General features: G+C 71.1%; 17 protein-coding genes. 12 read left to right on the forward strand and 5 right to left on the reverse strand.

Annotated elements, in window-relative coordinates; translation table 11 throughout:
- Together ACIQMX_RS07870 and ACIQMX_RS07875 are read left to right on the forward strand one after the other, a co-directional pair.
- On the forward strand, positions 1–411 hold a 411-nt coding region (locus ACIQMX_RS07870; protein WP_402475805.1), incomplete at its 5' end, for an FG-GAP repeat domain-containing protein.
- A gap of 237 nt (positions 412–648) precedes the next feature.
- Positions 649–4,407, forward strand: a complete 3,759-nt coding sequence (locus ACIQMX_RS07875; RefSeq protein ID WP_402475807.1) for a S8 family peptidase — start codon at positions 649–651, stop codon at positions 4,405–4,407.
- Between the two features lie 66 nt (positions 4,408–4,473).
- Here the strand turns inward: ACIQMX_RS07875 and ACIQMX_RS07880 are convergent, their stop codons facing one another.
- Positions 4,474–6,573 (reverse strand): alkaline phosphatase family protein, encoded by a 2,100-nt coding sequence (locus ACIQMX_RS07880; RefSeq protein WP_363069753.1) that lies wholly within the window; start codon positions 6,571–6,573, stop codon positions 4,474–4,476.
- A 248-nt stretch (positions 6,574–6,821) separates the two neighbouring features.
- Here ACIQMX_RS07880 and ACIQMX_RS07885 point away from each other — a divergent pair, with 248 nt between their 5' ends.
- Complete coding sequence (locus ACIQMX_RS07885) at positions 6,822–7,415, forward strand: GNAT family N-acetyltransferase (protein ID WP_363069751.1); 594 nt, start codon at positions 6,822–6,824, stop codon at positions 7,413–7,415.
- Positions 7,416–7,436: 21 nt separating this feature from the next.
- Here the strand turns inward: ACIQMX_RS07885 and ACIQMX_RS07890 are convergent, their stop codons facing one another.
- Both ACIQMX_RS07890 and ACIQMX_RS07895 read right to left on the reverse strand, forming a co-directional pair.
- On the reverse strand, positions 7,437–7,721 hold the full coding sequence (locus ACIQMX_RS07890; protein WP_363069749.1) for a MerR family transcriptional regulator: 285 nt from the start codon (positions 7,719–7,721) through the stop codon (positions 7,437–7,439).
- 42 nt (positions 7,722–7,763) lie between these two features.
- Positions 7,764–8,615, reverse strand: a complete 852-nt coding sequence (locus ACIQMX_RS07895; protein ID WP_363069747.1) for an endonuclease/exonuclease/phosphatase family protein — start codon at positions 8,613–8,615, stop codon at positions 7,764–7,766.
- A gap of 304 nt (positions 8,616–8,919) precedes the next feature.
- Between ACIQMX_RS07895 and ACIQMX_RS07900 the strand changes: the two genes are divergently transcribed.
- A complete protein-coding gene (locus ACIQMX_RS07900; protein ID WP_402475809.1) occupies positions 8,920–9,234 on the forward strand; it encodes a hypothetical protein in 315 nt (104 codons plus the stop codon).
- Between the two features lie 26 nt (positions 9,235–9,260).
- Here ACIQMX_RS07900 and ACIQMX_RS07905 read toward each other — a convergent pair whose 3' ends face one another.
- Complete coding sequence (locus tag ACIQMX_RS07905) at positions 9,261–9,917, reverse strand: pirin family protein (protein WP_402475811.1); 657 nt, start codon at positions 9,915–9,917, stop codon at positions 9,261–9,263.
- Positions 9,918–10,029: 112 nt separating this feature from the next.
- Between ACIQMX_RS07905 and ACIQMX_RS07910 the strand changes: the two genes are divergently transcribed.
- The 5 genes from ACIQMX_RS07910 to fabF all read left to right on the forward strand — a co-directional run bounded on the left by ACIQMX_RS07910 (position 10,030) and on the right by fabF (position 14,899).
- Complete coding sequence (locus tag ACIQMX_RS07910) at positions 10,030–11,229, forward strand: helix-turn-helix domain-containing protein (protein WP_363069741.1); 1,200 nt, start codon at positions 10,030–10,032, stop codon at positions 11,227–11,229.
- A gap of 89 nt (positions 11,230–11,318) precedes the next feature.
- Positions 11,319–12,233: an ACP S-malonyltransferase gene (locus ACIQMX_RS07915; protein WP_363069932.1), complete on the forward strand. Its 915-nt coding sequence runs from the start codon at positions 11,319–11,321 to the stop codon at positions 12,231–12,233.
- Positions 12,234–12,246: 13 nt separating this feature from the next.
- On the forward strand, positions 12,247–13,248 hold the full coding sequence (locus ACIQMX_RS07920) for a ketoacyl-ACP synthase III (protein WP_363069738.1): 1,002 nt from the start codon (positions 12,247–12,249) through the stop codon (positions 13,246–13,248).
- A gap of 63 nt (positions 13,249–13,311) precedes the next feature.
- Positions 13,312–13,560, forward strand: coding sequence for an acyl carrier protein (locus tag ACIQMX_RS07925; RefSeq protein WP_148017430.1), 249 nt, complete (start codon positions 13,312–13,314; stop codon positions 13,558–13,560).
- Positions 13,561–13,636: 76 nt separating this feature from the next.
- Positions 13,637–14,899, forward strand: a complete 1,263-nt coding sequence (gene fabF / locus ACIQMX_RS07930; protein WP_363069736.1) for a beta-ketoacyl-ACP synthase II — start codon at positions 13,637–13,639, stop codon at positions 14,897–14,899.
- 83 nt (positions 14,900–14,982) lie between these two features.
- Here fabF and ACIQMX_RS07935 read toward each other — a convergent pair whose 3' ends face one another.
- Positions 14,983–15,477 (reverse strand): DUF3145 domain-containing protein, encoded by a 495-nt coding sequence (locus ACIQMX_RS07935; RefSeq protein WP_363069734.1) that lies wholly within the window; start codon positions 15,475–15,477, stop codon positions 14,983–14,985.
- Between the two features lie 374 nt (positions 15,478–15,851).
- Between ACIQMX_RS07935 and ACIQMX_RS07940 the strand changes: the two genes are divergently transcribed.
- The 3 genes from ACIQMX_RS07940 (at position 15,852) to ACIQMX_RS07950 (ending at position 19,859) form a co-directional block, all read left to right on the forward strand.
- Positions 15,852–16,766, forward strand: coding sequence for an SGNH/GDSL hydrolase family protein (locus tag ACIQMX_RS07940; RefSeq protein ID WP_363069732.1), 915 nt, complete (start codon positions 15,852–15,854; stop codon positions 16,764–16,766).
- A 28-nt stretch (positions 16,767–16,794) separates the two neighbouring features.
- Positions 16,795–17,793 carry an aldose epimerase family protein gene (locus ACIQMX_RS07945; RefSeq protein ID WP_402475814.1) on the forward strand — a complete coding sequence of 333 codons (999 nt, stop codon included), beginning with the start codon at positions 16,795–16,797 and terminating at the stop codon, positions 17,791–17,793.
- Positions 17,794–17,930: 137 nt separating this feature from the next.
- Positions 17,931–19,859 carry a flavin monoamine oxidase family protein gene (locus ACIQMX_RS07950; protein WP_402475816.1) on the forward strand — a complete coding sequence of 643 codons (1,929 nt, stop codon included), beginning with the start codon at positions 17,931–17,933 and terminating at the stop codon, positions 19,857–19,859.
- The last annotated feature ends 1 nt before the right edge of the window (position 19,860 follow it).

A 19,860-nucleotide genomic window follows, 5' to 3' on the forward strand; every position in this document is an offset into this window, starting at 1 on the left:
GTCCTCTGGCTCTACCAGGGCACCGGCAAGACCAACGCACCCCTCACCGCCCGCACCCGAGTCGGCGGCGGCTGGAACACGTACACCGAACTTGTCGGCGGCGCCGACCTGACGGGCGACGGCACACCCGACCTGCTCGCCCGCGACAAGACCGGCGTCCTCTGGCTCTACCAGGGCACCGGCAAGACCAACGCACCCCTCACCGCCCGCACCCGAGTCGGCGGCGGCTGGAACACGTACACCGAACTTGTCAGTGCCGGCGACCTGAACAGCGACGGCAGCAACGACCTGCTCGCCACCGACGCAGGCGGCGCCCTGTGGTTCTACAACGGCACCCCCGACGCCGGTGTCCCCTTCGCCGCCCGGACCCAGGTCGGCAAGGGCTGGACGATCTACAACGCCCTGGCCTGATCGCCGAGCCGAAAGCCGTCAGCACCGGGGTTCCGCCACTATTGAACGCGTTCAGGAGCAAGCGTAGAGCGCCGCCGACAGGCTCTCGCGGGCCGCGGCCGCCAGGGGTCCTGGGTGGCAGCCACCACCGCACACGGCCTCGACCCGCACCTGCCCTCCCTGACGAACTCTCGCCATGACGCAGTCCCGCCACCGGGACTGCGGTTGCCGGGACGCCCGGTGGCACAGACCCCACCTATGACGCGACCAAGACGCAAGCTTCGGTTATTCCCCGCGGCGACCGCCACCGCTCTGCCCCTGGCGCTCAGCGGCGCTCTGCTGGTCTCACCGACGGCCGCTGCCGCTCCCGCCACCGACGGCACGGTTTCGACGAACAGCGCGACCGCTGCGGTCACGGCCGCAGGACAGCAGGCCGCTCACGACATCACCCTGGTCACCGGGGATGTCGTCCACTACACGGACCGGCCCGGCGACCAGGACGATGTCACCGTCGACCGGGTGCCCGGCGCGCACGGCGGAGTGAGCGTACAGAGCTACGGCCACCACACCTATGTGATTCCCACCGAGGCGATGGGCCTGATCGCCTCGGGGAAGCTCGACGCCGAGCTGTTCAACGTCACCGGCCTGGTGGCCATGGGCTACGACGACGCCCGCTCCGGTGGCATACCGGTCATCGCCACCGCGCCGGGCGGACGCGGCGCCGAGGCGCCCGCCGCACCCGACGGGGCTTCGCAGGTACGGAAGTTCGGGCGGGTCGACGCCACGGCGATGAAGGCGGACGCACGGCACGCCCGCGCGTTCTGGAAGGACATCGCGCCCGCCGCCGCGGCCACGTCGCGTACGTTCGACGCGGGCAGTGGCATCGGCAGGCTGTGGCTCGACGCCAAGGTGCAGGCGGCGCTCAGCGATTCGGTCGCGCAGGTGCGGGCGCCCGAGGCCTGGGCGAAAGGGCTCGACGGGACGGGCAGCAAGGTGGCCGTCCTCGACACCGGGATCGACGCCACCCACCCGGACCTGAAGGACGCGGTCGCCGCCGAGAAGAGCTTCGTACCGGGTGAGAGCGCCGACGACCGGCACGGGCACGGTACGCACGTGGCCTCCACGATCGCCGGATCGGGCGCGGCCTCCGGCGGCAAGGAGAAGGGCGTCGCGCCGGGCGCGAAGCTGTACGTCGGCAAGGTGCTGTCCAACGCGGGCGAGGGCAGCCAGTCGGGAATTCTCGCCGGCATGGAATGGGCCGAGGAACAGGGCGTCGACGTGGTGTCGATGAGCCTGGGCACCAGCGGCTCGTCCGACGGAACCGACCCGCTCTCCCAGGCCGTCGACCGGCTGTCCGCCGATGGCGGACCGCTGTTCGTGATCGCCGCCGGCAACAACATCTCGGTGGGCTCGATCGGTTCGCCGGGTGCCGCGGCCTCGGCGCTGACGGTGGGTGCGGTCGACCAGCGCGATGCGCGGGCGGGCTTCTCCAGCCAGGGGCCGGTCGCGCATTCCTACGCCCTCAAGCCGGACATCTCCGCGCCGGGCGTGGGCATCAGCGCGGCAGCCGCACACCCGGCGGACGGCGCCCCGATGTACCAGTCGATGAGCGGCACATCGATGGCCACGCCGCATGTCGCCGGCGGTGCCGCGATCCTGCGTCAGGCGCACCCGGACTGGGACGCGAACCGGATCAAGAACGCCCTGATGAGCACGTCGAAGAAGCTCAACTCATTGACGCCGTACCAGCAGGGCACCGGGCGGATGGACGTGGCGGCGGCCGTGGACTCCACGATCGAGGCGCCCGGATCCGTGCCCGCCGCCGCTTTCAAGTGGCCGAACGCGGACGCGGCTCCGGTCGAGCGCACCATCACGTACAGCAACACCGGTACCGCCGGCGTCACCCTGGACCTGAAGGCGGACACCACCGGCTCCACGGTGTCGCTGTCCGAGCCGTCGGTGAACGTCCCGGCGGGCGGCACCGCCAAGGTGTCGGTGCGGCTGGACCCGACGGGTCTGCCCGTGTCCACTCCGCAGACCCTGCTGTCCGGTCAGGTCACCGCGACCGACCGGGCGAACGGCAACGTCGTCGCGCACACGGCCTACGCCCTGTTCAAGGAGCCCGAGGCGTACGACTACACGATCGAGCTGACCGGCCGGGACGGGAAGCCCGCCACCGGTACGGTCGCTCTCACGTTCCCCGGCAACCCGGCGCCCGGTTTTGTCGAGGTCTACGGAAAGACCACGCTGCGTCTGCCCCCGCGCAGCTACAGCGCCTTCGGCTTCCTGGACGTGAACGGAGACGATCCGGACGCGCTCGGCATGGCCATGCTCGTCGCGCCGGACATCGCCGTGGGCCCCGGCCACAGTGACGCGACGGCGCGCCTCGACGCCTCCAAGGCCCGCCGGGTGCGGGCCGTCGCGCCGCGCGAGACGGAGAACGCGCAGACGGTCATCCAGTACCGGCGCAGCCTCGCCGGGGGCGGGGCACTCGGTTCGGCGTTCGTCATGGACAAGTCGTACACGGAGCTGTTCGTCTCTCCCACCGCCCAGACCGACGGCGGCGTCCAGGACCTCATGGTGCACTGGCAGCTGCGGCAGAAGTTCCTCGACGCGGCCACCGGCACCGGTCGCGGCGTCGAGCTCACCGGCCAGAACGGCACCGCGTACGACGACGGTCACCGGATCCTGAGGACCGTCTACGCGGGCGCGGGCACCCCGGCCGACTACGTCGGTCTCAAGGCGAAGGGACGGGCCGTCATCGTCGACCGGGGCACCTCCGGCCCGGATGAGCGCGCTCGCGCCGCGGCCGACGCGGGCGCCGCCATGCTGATCACCGTCGACGACCGGCTCGGCCGGTTGTACGAGACGTTCGGCGACAGCCACGGGCTGACACTGGCCGGCACGGGCAGTGCGGACGGGGCGCGTCTGATCAGGGAGGCGAAGACCGGTTTCGGCATCCTGAGCCTGACCGAGCACCGCTACCCGGACTACCAGTACGACCTCCTCCAGTACCGGAAGGGTTCGATCCCGGACCAGGACCTCGTCTACCGCCCCGACCACGACGAACTGGCCCGCGTGGACACCGCGTTCTACTCGCTCCGCAAGGGGGCGGGGACACGTGAGGGAATCGGCCACCGCGTCTTCTCGCCCGCCTGGGGGCAGGGCGTGGGCAGTACGCAGAAGGAGGGCTACCCGGACACGCGTACGGATTACCTCACTCCCGCACCCACCGGGCTCGGGAAGTGGAACGAGGATCACCGGATCACCCTGAGCCCGCTGGGCGCCGACTCCATTCTGGAGGTCGCTCCGGGGCAGGCGTACGCCGCCGGCCGGCGGTTCCCCGGCGAGTGGTTCAAGCCGGTCAACGCACCCCGGTTCGGCGAGGGCCTGTGGCGGCCCAGCCGTACCAGCAACGGGATCTCCTGGAACGTCCCGGCCTGGTCCGGTGGGTCCGACGGGCACATCACGCGTTCACCCGGCGGCAGCGCGGCCTCCGAGCTCCGGCACGAGGGAACGGTGCTGGGCAAGGGTGGTTACGCGGGCTACTACACCGGAGTGCCGGCCGCCGAGCAGGAGTACACGCTCTCGCTCAAGGCGAACCGTGACAACGGCACCTGGGCCGGCTCCACGGCCACGGACACCACCTGGACGTTCCGCTCGACGGCACCCCGGCAGGGCACTCCGAGCAAGGAGATCCCGGTTCTCGACCTCGGCTACGACGTCGACACCGACCTGCGCGGGCAGGTCCGCGCGGGCAGCCGGGTGCCGCTCGCGCTGAACTCGTCCAGTTACACCAGCGGCGTCACGGCGACCGGGGCCACGCTCCAGGTCTCGTACGACGACGGTGCGACATGGCGGCCGGCCACGTTGGCGCGGACCGGCGACGGAATGTGGCGGACGGCTCTCAGCACGCCGCGCCACCCCGGTGGCTGGGTCTCGCTGCGGGCGACCGCACAGGGGCCGGACGGTCTGAAGGTCACGCAGGACGTCATCCGGGCGTTCGGCCTGAAGTAGCCCTGCCGCGAGGCGGCGTGACGGGTCCCGGCCCCGGGAGGGGGCCGGGACCCGTCATGTCGGCCGTCAGACCGTCGCCACGCGTCCCGCGTACCGCTGGGTCCAGCCGGTGCCGGTGTCGGCGGTGAGCACCACGTCGTAGTAGCCGTGCTCGGTGGGCCAGTTCACGACCGTGGAGTGGCCGCCGGGCACGGTGACCTTCCGGGTGCCGCCTGCGTAGTCGTTGGCCTTGAGGGTGTAACGGACGGGGTGACGGCCGTCGTTGTGCAGTCTCATCCGGACCGCGGCGCGCCTGCCCCCGGCCAGCTCCGCCTCGACGCGCGGAAGGCCCTCGCGCCGCCTGCTCCCGCTCTCGGGGGTCACCTGGCCGGCGAAGGAACGCAGGAAGCCGTCGGGGCCGTAGACCGAGAAGGCGTACTTGCCGTCCGTCTGCTTCGTGTCCCAGGTGTACGAACGCGGGGCCGCCGCGCTCACCGTGTACGGCGTGTTGGCGAACGGGAGGTACTGGTCGGGGAAGACCTGGAGGCTCACCGCCTTGCCCGCCGGGCCGCCGGCCAGCGTCATGGACGCGGTCACCGTGCCGGCGGCCCGGTCCTCGGTGAACGTGGCGTGCGGGTGGAAGGAGAGGCCGCGCGGCTCCATGCGGTCACGCGGCGGCTTCGGCGGGGTGCCGGTGACCGGGTCGGCGATGACGACCGGGCCCGGGCGCGGGTGTGCGAAGTCGATCGCGCTGGTCAGGTCGCCGGCGATGGAGCGGCGCCAGTCGGTGATGTTCGGGCAGGTGAACGGCTTGCCCAGATGGGCGGCCCAGGTCTCCAGGAACTTCACCGTCGAGGTGTGGTCGAACACCTCCGACGCGACGTAGCCGCCCCGGGTCCACGGCGAGACCAGCAGCATCGGCACCCGGGGGCCGAACCCGTACGGAGTGGTGCCGGAGAACTCGCCGGGCGTGCCCTCCTCCGGGCGCGGGGGCAGGACGTGGTCGAACTTTCCGTCGTTCTCGTCGTAGGTGATGATCACCAGGGTGTGGTTCCAGATGTCCTCGTTGCTCTGGAGCGTCTTGAGGATCTTGTCCATGTAGCGCTCGCCGTGCACCGTGTCGAAGCCCGGGTGCTCGCTCCACGCGGCGGGCATCACCACCCAGGAGACCTCGGGAAGCGGGTGCTCGGCGCCCGGCTCACAGGCGGCGATCAGATCGCGGAGTACCGCGTCGAGGTTCGCCTCGGAGTCGTCGTTGGGCGTGGTGGCGCCCTCGTAGACGAAGGAGTTGGCCTTCCAGATCTTGCCGGTGCCCGGTGCGAGGTCCGCCTCGTCCGCCGTGCGCGGGTCGAAGGCGGCGAAGCTGTTGGTGACGTTGCAGCCGTACTCGCCCACGAAGCCGCTCTGGAGGCTGCCGCCGACGCCGTTGCCGCTGTTGTCGGAGTAGACCCGCCAGTCGATGCCGGCCTGCTGGAGCTGCTCGGGGACCGTGGTCCAGGTGCGGCTGTAGTCGTTCTGCTTGGCGTTGGTGGTCTCGCCGCCGCCCGAACCGGTCATCAGGTAGTAGCGGTTGGGGATGGTCGGACCGTGCATCGAGCAGAAGTTCATGTCGCAGACGGTGTACTGGGAGGCGAGCGAGTACATCCACGGCATGTAGTCGGGCGTGTAGTACCACATGCAGTGGTCGCCCTTGTCCTTCACCCAGGTGTCCCACCGCCCGCCGTTGGCACCGTAGAAGTTGTGCTTGTCGCTCCAGGTGGCGGTCGACACGGCGGGGGTCACGATGGCACCGGTGGCGTCGCGCTGCTGGAAGACGGTGGTGCCGTCCTGGAACTTGAGGACCTGCTTGTCGTCGTGTCCGCGCACACCGCGCAGCTGGCCGAGGTAGTGGTCGAAGGAACGGTTCTCCTGCATGAGGATCACCACGTGCTTCAGATCGGATATGTCGCCTTTGTAGCCCTTGGGCAGGCGGTATTCGGCCGCGCTTGCCTGCGCTCCGCCGACCGCTTCGGCGACCGGGCCGGCGGCGATCGCACCGAGGCCGACGGCGGCCGTCTGGAGCATCCGGCGCCGGGAGATGCGGAATTCACCGGCGGGGTTCGCGGTGCTCCCGGTACTGGGGATGCTCTCGGTACTGATGGTGCTCTCGATGTCGGGGCGCGTGGAATCGGTGGTGCTGGGAGTCATCAGGGGGACCTCTGGGGGAGAGTGGTTCAGGGGGCTGACGTCGGCGCGTGCCTGCGAAAGGTAGGCCGCCAGGGCGAACGGCGGGCGAACCGAGGACGTATTCCTGAGGCACCGGCAGATTTCCACGGGTCCGGCGCCGGGTCGAGACGCTGCACGGTGATAGCCGAAACTCGTGCCTGGTTGGCCGGTCGGCCGGTCTTGCCATCTCCCTGGCCGGAGATCACGGGGAGCCGCTACTCTCCCCGGCCATGACCGACACAGTCCGCGCCACCGCCTCCGACGTCCCGGCCCTCGCCGCCGTACTCGCCAGCGCCTACGCCGAGGACCCCGTCTGGTCCTGGCTGATGCCGGACGACCGGGACCGGCGGCTGCGGCTCCTGTTCACCGCACACCTCGCCCAGCAGGTCCCGGCGGGCCGGGTGTGGACGGACGAGGACCGCACGGTGGCGGCAGTGTGGGCGGAGCCCGGGCAGTGGAAGCTCCCGGCCACCTACCTGCTGCGCAACGCGGGCACCCTGCTGCGGGCGGCGCGGACCCAACTCCCCCGCACCGGACTGCGTCTGCTCGCTCTGGAGCACCGCCACCCGGCCGGTCCGGCGCACTGGTACGTCGAGTACATCGGCACCCACGCCGACGCGCGCGGCACGGGGCGCGGGTCCCGGGTGCTGGGCGGGCTGCTGGAGCGGGCCGACGCGGACGGGCGGCCGGTCTTCCTGGAGTCCAGCAACCGGCGCAATCTGACGTTCTACGAGCGCCACGGGTTCGCGGTGCACGAGGAGATGACGTTTCGGTCCGGGCCGCCGATGTGGGCGATGTGGCGGCGGGAGGGCGACCGGCCGTAGGGACGGGGGGCCGGGGCCGGTTCAGGCGGGCGGGGAGGCGGCCGCCCGCGTCGAGGAGTCGATGAAGTCGCTGAGCGATGCGCGGGCGTCCTCCAGGCCGGCCATACGGCGGTCCGGGTCGTGCAGTTGATTCTGCAGGTGCTCCTGGACGCAGGTGCCGAGAACAGGGCCGTCACCGATGAAACAGGGCATGGGATCCCGGATGGTCTCCGTGGGGAGGCCGGCGGCCGGAAGAGCACGGATCCGCGCGACCGTGGTCAGGGCCTCGGCGGCGTCGTGGCGGTGACCGCCGCTCGTCCGGAACACGAGGCGAGCGGGCCCTGACCTCGTGGGCACGGGCTTCGCCGGTCAGAAGGTGAGGAGAACCCTGCTGAGGAGCGGCAGGTGGTCCGATGCCGCCGGGTCGGCCTTCACGACGCGGGTGACGAGCGGCGTCGCCGCGCGGGTCGTGTAGATGACGTCGATCCGCTCGGTGGGAGCCTGCGCGGGGTACGTCGCGCCGTCACCGCGCGGGTGCAGGGACCTGGCCCATGCGTCGGTGAAGGCCGACTGCAACGGCTGGGACTCCGGTGCGTCCGGCAGCGCGTTGAAGTCGCCCACGAGGATTCCGGGCTTCTTCGTGCCGATCAGGTCCACGAGCTGATCGGTCTGGCGCAGGCGGTCGGTCTGCGAACTTGCCGCCAGGTGGGTGTCGTAGAACTCGACCTTCCTGCCGTGGACGTCCAGCGTGGCGTGCAGCAGGCCGCGCTGCTCCTGACCCGGCGTGTTGAACAGCCAGGTGTTGTCCGACGCGGTGATCGGGTACCGGGACAGGATCGCCGTGCCGTACTGGACGCGGTACCCGCCGGGTGCCGGCGGGGCCTTGTCGATGTTCGCCCCGAACACCACGTGATACCCGAGCAGGGCCGCCAGTTCCGCGGGCTGGTCGGACCACTCGCTGCGCTCCGAGTAGTGGTTGTCCACTTCCTGGAGGCCCACCACGTCGGCACCGCTCTCGCGAACGACGCGGGCGATCCGACGGAGGTCGAGCTCGCCGTCGGTGCCCTGGGCGTGGTGGATGTTGAACGACATGACGTTCAGGACCCGGGCGCCGCCGGGGGAAGCCGTCCGCGCGTCTTCGGCGGCCGAGGCCTGGCCTGCGGATCCCGCGGCGGTGAGCGCGGCGAGGGTGGCGAGAACGGACAGGGTCCGGCGGAACATGGGAGCCTCCTGGCACGGGGTCGTGGGTGGCCCCGATCCTGGTCCCGCCCACTGGCGTGCCCGTGGCCACGAGATGAAGAGCCGCCGCCTGCCGGATGACCCGTGGGGTCTTGCCGATGAGCGGCACGGGTTCGCGGTGCACAAGGAGATGGTGTTCCGGTCCGGACCGCCGATGTGGCCCGTGCGGCGCCAGAGGGCGACCGCTGAAAAGTCTTTGCCCGAACGACGGTTCCCGCTCATGCTGCGAGACGCGTTCCCGGCGCATCCGGGCCGGGGACGGGTTCCGAACGAGAGGCGCCCGGACATGGGGGTGTACGACCGGCTGTTCGTCCCCGCACCGTCTCCCTGCCCCCGGTGCGGTTCGCGGGAGGACCTGGTGATCCAGTTCCACTTCGGGGACGTGTACCTGCACACGTTCCGCGTCGGCGACACGATCGCGTGGTCGGACAGGGCCAAGGGCTCGCCCCGGACGGGCCGTTTCGAGGTTCCCGGCTATCCGGAATGGTGCAGGCAGTGCGGGCTCGACGACGAGGGCTTCTGCCTCGTGCAGTTCGACGGCGACGTGATCACCGGCTACCGCAGGGCGACCGAGGCGGACATGGAGACGTTCGACTGGTGAGGAAGGCGGGCCTGCCGGACGGCGCCTCAGTCCGGCAGCTCCCACATCAGCACCTCGGCCGCCGCGCCCGCGACCAGTTCGAGGCCTTCCTCGCCGGCGATCCGCGCCGAGTCGCCCGCCGCCATGTCCGCCTCGCCGAGCGCGACCCCGCCCCGCACCACGTGCACGTACACCCGCGGCGCGTCCGGCACCGCCGTGCGCTCGCCCCCGGCCAGCCGGCGCACATGGAGCATCGCGCCGGCCTCCGGCAGGGCGTAGGGGGTGGAGTCGGCGATGCCGGGGACCGTCGTGTACGAGGGGTCGCCGCCGGGCTCCAGGGGCGCGAGCCACATCTGGAGGAACGTCAACGGCGTGTCACCGTCGTTGCGTTCGACGTGGCGGACGCCGGAGGCCGCGCTGAGGTGCTGGACGTCCCCGGGCCGTACCACGGTGGCGTGACCGGCCGAGTCCCGGTGGGTCAGCTCGCCCTCCACGACCCAGGTGACGATCTCGGTGTGGCTGTGCGGGTGTTCCTCGAACCCGGCGCCGGGGGCGAGGCGCTCCTCGTTGCAGGCCAGGATCGGGCCGAAGCGGAGGTTGTCGGGGTCGTAGAACGTGCCGAAGGAGAAGGAGTGCCGGGACTCGATGCCGGCCGCCCCGTCCCCACCCCTGAAACGGTCGCCCGAGCGACGTACGGAAATCACCCGCCCCACGGTAGCCCGGCCGGGCGGGACGGGCCCCCGGCTACCCGGCGGTACGACCCGCCACCCGCCCCGCCCCTTCGGGCACCCGTCCGGATAGGGCAGTCTTGTCCCCGTGCCCCGACCCGATCCTGAGCAGCCCGCTGCGAACGCCGCCCATCTCCATGCCGCGACCCTGAAACGGCTGGAGCAGTCCTCCGGCCGGCTGGCCGCGAACGCGATCGCCCGCATGGACGAGTCGCTGCCCTGGTACCGGGCGATGCCACCGGAGAACCGGTCCTGGATCGGCCTGGTGGCCCAGGCCGGTATCGCCGCGTTCACCGAGTGGTTCCGGCATCCGGAGACCCCGCAGGCCATTTCGACCGATGTCTTCGGTACCGCTCCGCGCGAGCTGACCCGGGCGATCACGTTGCGCCAGACCGTCGAGATGGTGCGGACGACCATCGAGGTCATGGAGGCCGCGATCGATGAAGTCGCCGCGCCCGGTGACGAGTCGGTGCTGCGCGAGGCGCTGCTCGTCTACGCGCGGGAGATCGCCTTCGCGACCGCCCAGGTGTACGCGCAGGCCGCCGAGGCGCGTGGCGCGTGGGACGCCCGGCTGGAATCGCTCGTGGTCAACGCGGTGCTGTCCGGCGAGGCCGACGAGGGCGCCGTGTCCCGGGCCGCCGCGCTCGGCTGGAACTCCCCCGAGCACGTGTGTGTGCTCCTCGGCACGGCTCCGGACGGGGACAGCGAGCTGACGGTGGAGGCGATCCGCCGGGCCGCCCGGCACGCCAAGCTCCAGGTCCTGACCGGGGTGCTGGGCAACCGCCTGGTCGTGATCGCCGGCGGCAGCGACAACCCGCTCCAGGTCGCGAAGGCCCTGATCGGCCCGTACGCGGCAGGGCCGGTCGTCGCCGGACCCGTGGTGCCCGACCTGCTGGCCGCCACCCGGTCCGCGCAGGCCGCGGCCGCCGGGCTCAAGGCGTGCGGTGCCTGGCAGGACGCCCCGCGGCCGGTCCTCGCCGACGATCTCCTGCCGGAGCGGGCGATGGCGGGTGACCCGGCGGCGCGGGATCAGTTGGTGGAGGAGATCTACAGACCGCTCGAAGAAGCAGGTTCTGCCCTCCTGGAGACGCTGAGTGTGTATCTGGAACAGGCGAGCAGTCTCGAAGGCGCCGCCAGGATGCTCTTCGTCCACCCCAACACCGTGCGCTACCGGCTCCGACGTGTGACAGACGTCACCGGCTGGTCCCCGTCCGACGTTCGTTCGGCGTTCACTCTGCGGATCGCCCTGATCCTGGGGCGTCTGGCCGACAGGGATATGCAGTCCTAGACTTTTGTCGGACATCAACAATTCCCCCTACGGTTCTTCGTCCCTGTCCCCACGGGCGTTCCGTACCGTTCACAAGAGAGAGTGTGAGGGTGCTCGTACTCGTCGCTCCCGGCCAAGGCGCTCAGACGCCCGGCTTCCTGACTCCCTGGCTCGACCTCCCCGGTGCCACCGACCGCATCGCGGCCTGGTCCGACGCCATCGGGCTCGACCTTGCCCACTACGGCACCAAGGCTGACGCGGACGAGATCCGCGACACCGCGGTGGCTCAGCCGCTGCTGGTGGCTGCCGGTCTGCTGTCCGCCGCCGCGCTCGACGCCTCTCCGGCGGTCGTCGCAGGTCACAGCGTGGGTGAAATCACCGCAGCCGCTCTCGCCGGAGTCATCGGCGACGAGGCGGCGCTGCGTTTCGTACGTACCCGTGGGCTCGGCATGGCCGAGGCCGCCGCGGTCACCGAGACCGGTATGGCGGCCCTGCTCGGGGGTGACCCCGAGGTCACCGTCCCGCACCTGGAGAAGCTCGGCCTGACGCCCGCGAACGTCAACGGGGCAGGCCAGATCGTCGCCGCCGGCACGGCCGCGCAGATCGCCGCGCTCGCCGAGGACAAGCCCGAGGGCGTGCGCCGGGTGGTCCCGCTCAAGGTCGCCGGCGCTTTCCACACGCACCACATGGCTCCCGCGGTCGAGCGTCTCCGTGAGGCCGCCGCGGCCCTGGAGGTCTCCGACCCGACCGTGACATATGTCTCGAACGCGGACGGGCAGACCGTCGCCACCGGCGCGGAGGTCATCTCCCGGCTGGTGGGCCAGGTCGCGAACCCGGTCCGCTGGGACCTGTGCATGGAGACGTTCAAGGCCCTGGGCGTCACCGCGATCGTCGAGGCCTGCCCCGGCGGCACGCTGACCGGTCTGGCCAAGCGCGCCCTGCCCGGCGTGCAGACCCTCGCGCTCAAGACCCCCGACGACCTCGACGCGGCCCGCGCGCTCATCGCTGAGCACGCGGGCGCCTAAGGAGCCCGAGAGCATGTCGAAGATCAAGCCCAGCCAGGGCGCCCCGTACGCACGGATCATGGGTGTGGGCGGTTACCGCCCGACCCGTGTCGTGCCCAACGAGGTGATCCTCGAGACGATCGACTCGTCCGACGAGTGGATCCGCTCCCGGTCCGGCATCGCCACCCGCCACTGGGCCTCCGACCAGGAGACCGTGGCAGCGATGTCCGTCGAGGCGTCCGGCAAGGCCATCGCCGACGCCGGGATCACGCCGGAGCAGATCGGCGCGGTCATCGTCTCCACCGTCTCGCACTTCAAGCAGACCCCGGCCATCGCGACCGAGATCGCCCACAAGGTCGGCGCGGGCAAGCCCGCCGCCTTCGACATCTCGGCCGGCTGCGCGGGCTTCGGCTACGGCCTGACGCTCGCCAAGGGCATGATCGTCGAGGGCTCTGCCCAGTACGTACTCGTCATCGGCGTGGAACGGCTGAGCGACCTCACCGACCTGAACGACCGCGCGACGGCGTTCCTGTTCGGTGACGGCGCCGGTGCGGTCATCGTCGGCCCCTCCAAGGTTCCCGCCATAGGCCCGACGGTCTGGGGCTCCGAGGGCGACAAGTCCGAGACGATCAAGCAGACCGTGGCGTGGGACACCTTCCACGCCGACCGTCCGGAGAAGTTCCCCGCCATCACGCAGGAGGGCCAGGCGGTCTTCCGCTGGGCCGTCTTCGAGATGGCGAAGGTCGCCCAGCAGGCGCTGGACGCCGCCGGGATCGCCCCGGAAGACCTGGACGTCTTCATCCCGCACCAGGCCAACATGCGGATCATCGACTCGATGGTGAAGACACTGAAGCTGCCGGAGCACGTCACGGTCGCCCGTGACGTGGAGACCACCGGCAACACCTCCGCCGCCTCGATCCCGCTCGCAATGGAGCGGCTCCTGGCGACCGGTCAGGCGAAGAGCGGCGACACCGCGCTCGTCATCGGCTTCGGGGCGGGTCTCGTCTACGCCGCGACGGTCGTTACCCTCCCCTAGGCACACCGGGTCTTTTGACCCGGACGCCCGAACCCAGCAGATATACACCGAAGGAGCGCCGACATGGCCGCCACGCAGGAAGAGATCGTCAAGGGTCTCGCCGAGATCGTCAACGAGATCGCCGGTATCCCGGTCGAGGACGTCGAGCTGGACAAGTCCTTCACCGATGACCTGGACGTCGACTCGCTGTCCATGGTCGAGGTCGTCGTCGCCGCCGAGGAGCGCTTCGACGTCAAGATCCCCGACGAGGACGTCAAGAACCTCAAGACGGTCGGCGACGCCGCCGAGTACATCCTCAAGCACCAGGGCTGATCCCGGCCCAGCTGTGTCGCCACCCGGCGGTGGCGCCGCTTATTCACGACCCTCTACACGTGGAGAAGATCTTCCAGTGAGCTCGACCAATCGCACCGTGGTCGTCACCGGTATCGGCGCAACCACTCCGCTGGGTGGCGATTCCGCATCGACCTGGGAAGCCCTGATGGCCGGCCGTTCCGGCGTCAAGCCTCTTGAGGGCGAACGTTTCGCCGAACTTCCCGTCCGCATCGCGGCCCTCGCGGCCGTGGACCCGGGGGACGTCCTGCCCCGCCCGCTCGCCCGCAAGCTGGACCGCTCGGCGCAGTTCGCGCTGATCGCGTCCCGTGAGGCGTGGGCGGACGCGGGCTTCACCGGCCCCGCCGGCGAGGACGAGACGATCCGCCCCGACCGGCTGGGGTCGGTCATCGCCTCCGGCATCGGCGGCGTGATCACCCTGCTCGACCAGTACGACGTGCTGAAGGAGAAGGGCGTACGCCGCGTCTCCCCGCACACCGTGCCCATGCTCATGCCCAACGGCCCGGCCGCCAACGTGGGTATCGAGGTGAACGCCCAGGCGGGCGTCCACACCCCGGTCTCCGCCTGTGCGTCGGGTGCCGAGGCCATCGGGTACGCCGTCGAGATGATCCGCACCGGCCGTGCCGACGTGGTCCTCGCCGGTGGCACCGAGGCGGCGATCCACCCGCTGCCGATCGCGGCGTTCGCCAACATGATGGCGATGTCCAAGAGCAACGACGAGCCCGAGAAGGCCTCGCGCCCGTACGACACCGCCCGTGACGGCTTCGTCCTCGGCGAGGGCGCCGGTGTCGTCGTCCTGGAGTCCGCGGAGCACGCCGCCGCGCGCGGCGCCCGGGTCTACTGCGAGGTCCTGGGCCAGGGGCTGTCCGCGGACGCCCACCACATCGCCCAGCCGGAACCGACCGGGCGCGGCATCGCCACGGCGATGCAGAACCTGCTGGACCAGACGGACCTCAAGCCGTCCGAGGTCGTGCACCTCAACGCGCACGCCACGTCCACGCCGCAGGGTGACATCGCGGAGCTGAAGGCACTGCGCAAGGTCCTGGGCGATGACCTGGACCATGTCGCCATCTCGGCGACGAAGTCGATGACGGGGCACCTGCTCGGCGGCGCGGGCGGTATCGAGACCGTGGCGACCGTGCTGGCCCTGCACCACCGGATGGCTCCGCCGACCATCAACGTCGACCACCTCGACGAGGCGGTCGAGGCGGACATCGTGCGGGACGCCCCGCGGCCGCTGCCGGAGGGGCCGATCGCGGCGATCAACAACTCGTTCGGATTCGGCGGGCACAACGTGGTGCTGGCCTTCCGCAGCGTGTGATCTTTCCGGCTGTACGCGTGAAGCCCGTCCCCTCTCGCGAGGTGGCGGGCTTCAGGCTTTCGGGGGCTCCGCCCCCGGAAAGGTCACACCACCTGGTGCAGCCATCGCACCGGCGCGCCCTCGCCCGCGTGACGGAAGGACTCCAGTTCGTCGTCCCACGGCTTGCCCAGGAGCTTGGCGATCTCCGCCTCCAGGTCGCTCTCGCCGCTCGACGACCGCGCCAGCGCGGCCCGCAGCCGGTCCTCGGGGACCAGGATGTCGCCGTGCATGCCGGTGACGGCGTGGAAGATGCCGAGCTCGGGCGTGGAGCTGTAGCGCTCGCCCTCCGCGGTCGGCGAGGGTTCGGCGGTGACCTCGAAGCGCAGCAGATCCCAGCCCCGCAGGGCGGAGGCCAGCTTCGAGGCAGTGCCGGGGCGGGCCTGCCAGGAGAATTCGCAGCGCCAGGTGCCGGGTGCGGCCGGCTGTCTGATCCAGTCGAGCTGGACCCGTACACCGAGTACGCCGCCCACCGCCCATTCGACATGGGGGCAGAGCGCGCGCGGGGCTGAGTGGACGTACAGGACTCCACGTGTCGTCACCGGGACCTCCAGTGTGGGACGAGGTTCGCCTTCCCCAGCGGCCTCGCGCCCGTAACGCCTCTTTTCGGCCGACTTCCCGAAGCTGTCATCAGTAAACAGTATCGGGAGTTAATGTCCGGAGAAGGGAGGGTATGTGACGTGATGTGATGTTCGAGAGCCACCCGACTGGAGCCGGGCGGCCGAAGGAACCACTGGTTCGACGTGGAAAAGCTACCGTGCGGCGGCGTCCGAGGTGTGACGTACCGTCGGTCCCGGGCCCATGATTCGCTCGGCATTCACCCTGCGGAGCGCGCGGGCCCGCCGGCCGGTGACGCACGGGTGTGCCGGAGGCATGGGACAGGAACAGGGACAGCAACAGGGAGGGGACGAGGGCCATGCCGGATCGCTCCGTACGCCACCGTTCGCGCACCGCACTGGCCGCACTGGCCGCCGTGACGTTCCTCGGCACGGCCGTCCTGACGGGCTGTGACTCCGGGCCCGACGGGACGACGAAGGGCGCGAAGGCCGACACGGGCCGGCAGCCGGCCGCCGCACCGCTCTGGGACCGCAGTCCGGAGTCGGTCGCCGCGGTCGGGGACTCCATCACCCGCGGCTTCGACGCCTGTTCGGTGCTGGCCGACTGCCCCGAGGTCTCCTGGGCGACCGGGACGGACAGCTCGGTGCGCAGCCTGGCGGTACGCCTCCTCGGCGCCTCGGGCGCCGCCGACCGCAGCTGGAACCACGCCGAGACGGGTGCCAGGATCGCCCAGCTGCCGGAGCAGATGGCGCTGGCCGCGAAGGAGGACCCCGATCTGGTGACGGTGATGATCGGCGCGAACGACGCCTGCCGGGACTCGGTGCGGACCATGACTCCGGTGGCGGACTTCCGGGCGTCGTTCGAGGCGTCGCTGCGCCGGCTGCGCAGCACGGCGCCGAAGACGCAGGTGTACGTGTCGAGCGTGCCGGACCTCAAGCGGCTCTGGTCGACGGGCCGGGTCAATCAGCTGGGCAAGCAGATCTGGAAGCTGGGCATCTGCAAGTCGATGCTGGGGGACGCGGACAACATGGGCGCCTCCGCGGTGGCCCGGCGCACGGCGGTGCAGGACCGGGTCGTCGCGTACAACGAGGTGCTGCGCGAGGTGTGCGCGAAGGACCGGCGCTGCCGTTACGACGGCGGGGCGGTGTTCGACTACCGGTTCACCGGCAAGCAGCTCAGCCAGTGGGACTGGTTCCATCCGGGGCGCAACGGTCAGGCCCGGCTCGCCGAGATCGCCTACCGCAACATCACGGCGGCCCGGCCTCCGGCCTAGGCCGGAGGCCGGGCTAGAGTTTCCGATCATGGACACGGGTTCGAACACGGCGCTGCGTACGGAACACTTCGGCACCCTCGGGGACGGCACCGCCGTGGACCGCTGGACGCTGGAGCGCGGCGGCACGCGGGTACGGGTGCTGACGTACGGCGCCGTCGTGCAGTCGGTCGAGGTGCCGGACCGGGACGGCGCGCGGGCCGGGGTGGCGCTCGGGCTGCCGGATCTCGCCTCGTACCAGCAGTACACCGGGCCGTACTTCGGCGCTCTGGTGGGGCGGTACGCGAACCGGATCGGCCGGGCGGCGTTCGTCCTGGACGGGCGGACGCACCACGTCACGCGCAACGAGGGCCGCAACCACGTGCACGGCGGGGCCGTCGGCTTCGACAAGCGCGTGTGGGACGCCCGCGAGACCGACGGCGGGGTGGAGCTGTCCCTGGTCGCGGCGGACGGCGAGGAGGGCTTCCCGGGGCGGCTGGAGGTCTCGGTGGCGTACACGCTGGACGAGGACGGGGCGCTGCGGATCGCGTACCGGGCGACGACGGACGCGCCGACCGTGCTGAACCTGACGAACCACACGTACTGGAACCTGGCGGGCGCCGACTCCGGCAGCGCGCTCGGCCAGCGGCTGCGGATCGCGGCCGGGCGGATCACCCCGGCCGATGCGGAGTCCCTGCCGACGGGCGAGTTCCTGCCGGTGGACGGGACCCGGTTCGACTTCCGGGAGCCGCGTCCGGTCTCCAAGGAGTACGACCACAACTTCGTGCTGGACGAGGGCGTGACGGGCCCGGTCGCCGAGCTGTACGACGAGGCGTCGGGACGGGTCCTGACCGTCACGACGACGGAGCCCGGCCTCCAGCTGTACACGGCCGACCACTTCGAGGGACGGCCGTTCGTGCCGTGTGCCGGGATCGCCCTGGAGACCCAGCACTTCCCGGACTCGCCGAACCGGCCGGAGTTCCCGAGCACGGTACTGCGGCCGGGCGCGGAGTTCGTCTCGACGACGGTGTACGGCTTCTCGGTGCGCTGAGGCGGGCCTCGGCAGGCTTGGCTGACCTGCGGGAACGCCGATATTACAAGATCGTTAAGCTCCACCTGCGGGTGATTGCGGATGATCTACGCGCGTTCGCGTAATGCGCCCCGTCCCGCGCCCCCCAGGGTGACCGCATGACTTCCAAGCCTGCCCAGCCGAACTCCGCCCTGCCCTCCAGGCGCACCGTGATCGCGGGTGCCGCCGCGGGTGCCGCCGCTCTCGCCACCACCGCCGTGACCGCGGCCGACGCCGCGTCGCCCGGCTCCCTCACGGCCCCGGCCGCGGCCCCCGGCTCCGACTGGGACGCCTGTCTGACGGTCGCCCGCGCCGTCCTCGTCCACGACGAGCAGGACCGGTCGCTGGTACCGCACTACCGTGACGTCCTGCTCTCCACAGGGCTGCCGCGCAGCCGCAGGGCCCCGAAGAAGGTGCTGATCATCGGCGCGGGCCCGGCCGGACTCACCGCCGCCCATCTGCTCCGCGAGGCCGGGCACACCGTCACCGTGATCGAGGCCAACGGCAACCGCGTCGGCGGCCGGATCAAGACCTTCCGCAACGGCGGCCACGAGAACGCCACCTCACCCTTCGCCGACCCGAAGCAGTACGCCGAGGCCGGGGCGATGCGGATCCCCGACAGCCACCCCCTCGTCACCGGGCTCATGGACGCCTTCGAGCTGAAGCGCCGACCCTTCCACCTCGTCGACGTCGACGCCGCGGGCAAGCCCGTCAACCACACCTGGATCCACGTCAACGGCATCCGGGTCCGCAAGGCGGACTACGCGAAGAGGCCGCAGGCGGTCAACCGGTCCTTCGGGGTTCCCGCCGCGTTCGAGGACAAGCCCGCCTCGGTCATCGTGCGGGAGGCCTTCGCCCCCGTACGCAAGGAGTTCGAGGGCAAGGAGGGCTCGGAGCTCGTCGAGGGCTGGGCCCGGGTCATCCAGCGGTACGGGCACTGGTCGATGTTCCGCTTCCTGACCGAGGCGGCCAAGCTCGACGAGCGCACCGTCGACCTCATCGGCACGGTCGAGAACCTCACCTCCCGGCTCCCGCTCGCCTTCGTGCACAGCTTCATCGGGGCCGCCCTGATCAGCCCGGACACCGCGTTCTACGAGCTGCCCGACGGTACGGCGACGCTGGCCGACGCCATGTACGCACGGGTCAAGGACCTGGTGCGGCTGGACCGCCGGGCCGCCAGGATCAGCCACGGCCAGGACGGCGTCCGGGTCGAGACGGTCTCGGAGGGCCGTGACGGCAAGGTCGTACGGGAGACGTTCACCGGGGACCGCGCCATCGTCACCGTGCCGTTCTCCGGCCTGCGGCACGTCCCGGTCACGCCGCCGCTCTCGTACGGCAAGCGGCGTGCGATCACCGAGGTCCACTACGACACCGCCACCAAGGTGCTGCTCGAATTCAGCCGCCGCTGGTGGGAGTTCGAGGAGAAGGACTGGAAGGAGGAGCTGGAAAAGGTCCGGCCCGGACTGTACGACGCCTACCGGCTCGGGCAGGCGCCGGCCGACGGCTCACTGCTGGGCGCGCACCCCTCCGTACCGTCCGGACACATTCCGCCCAACCAGCGCGTGCACTACGCGGCGTACCGCGCGACCGCCCGCAACCAGCCCGAGGCGGCCCATGTCATCGGCGGCGGATCGGTCACCGACAACGCCAACCGCTTCATGTACCAGCCCTCCCACCCGGTCGAGGGCAGCAGGGGCGGGGTCCTGCTCGCCTCGTACAGCTGGGCCGACGACGCCCTGAAGTGGGACTCCCTGGACGACGACGAGCGCTACCCGCACGCCCTGGGCGGGGTCCAGGACGTGTACGGGCAGCGCGTCGAGGTCTTCTACACGGGGGCCGGCGCCACCCAGTCGTGGATGCGTGACCCGTACGCGTACGGCGAGGCGTCCGTCCTGCTGCCCGGGCAGCACACCGAGCTGCTCGCCGATGTGCGCTCGGTCGAGGGGCCGTTGCACTTCGCCGGCTGCCACACGTCCGTCAAGCCCGCCTGGATCGAAGGGGCGTTGGAGTCCGCCGTGCGCACCGCGCTGGAGGTGCACGGAAGCTGAC

Source organism: Streptomyces sp. NPDC091416, assembly GCF_044756845.1.
Taxonomy (GTDB): Bacteria; Actinomycetota; Actinomycetes; order Streptomycetales; family Streptomycetaceae; genus Streptomyces.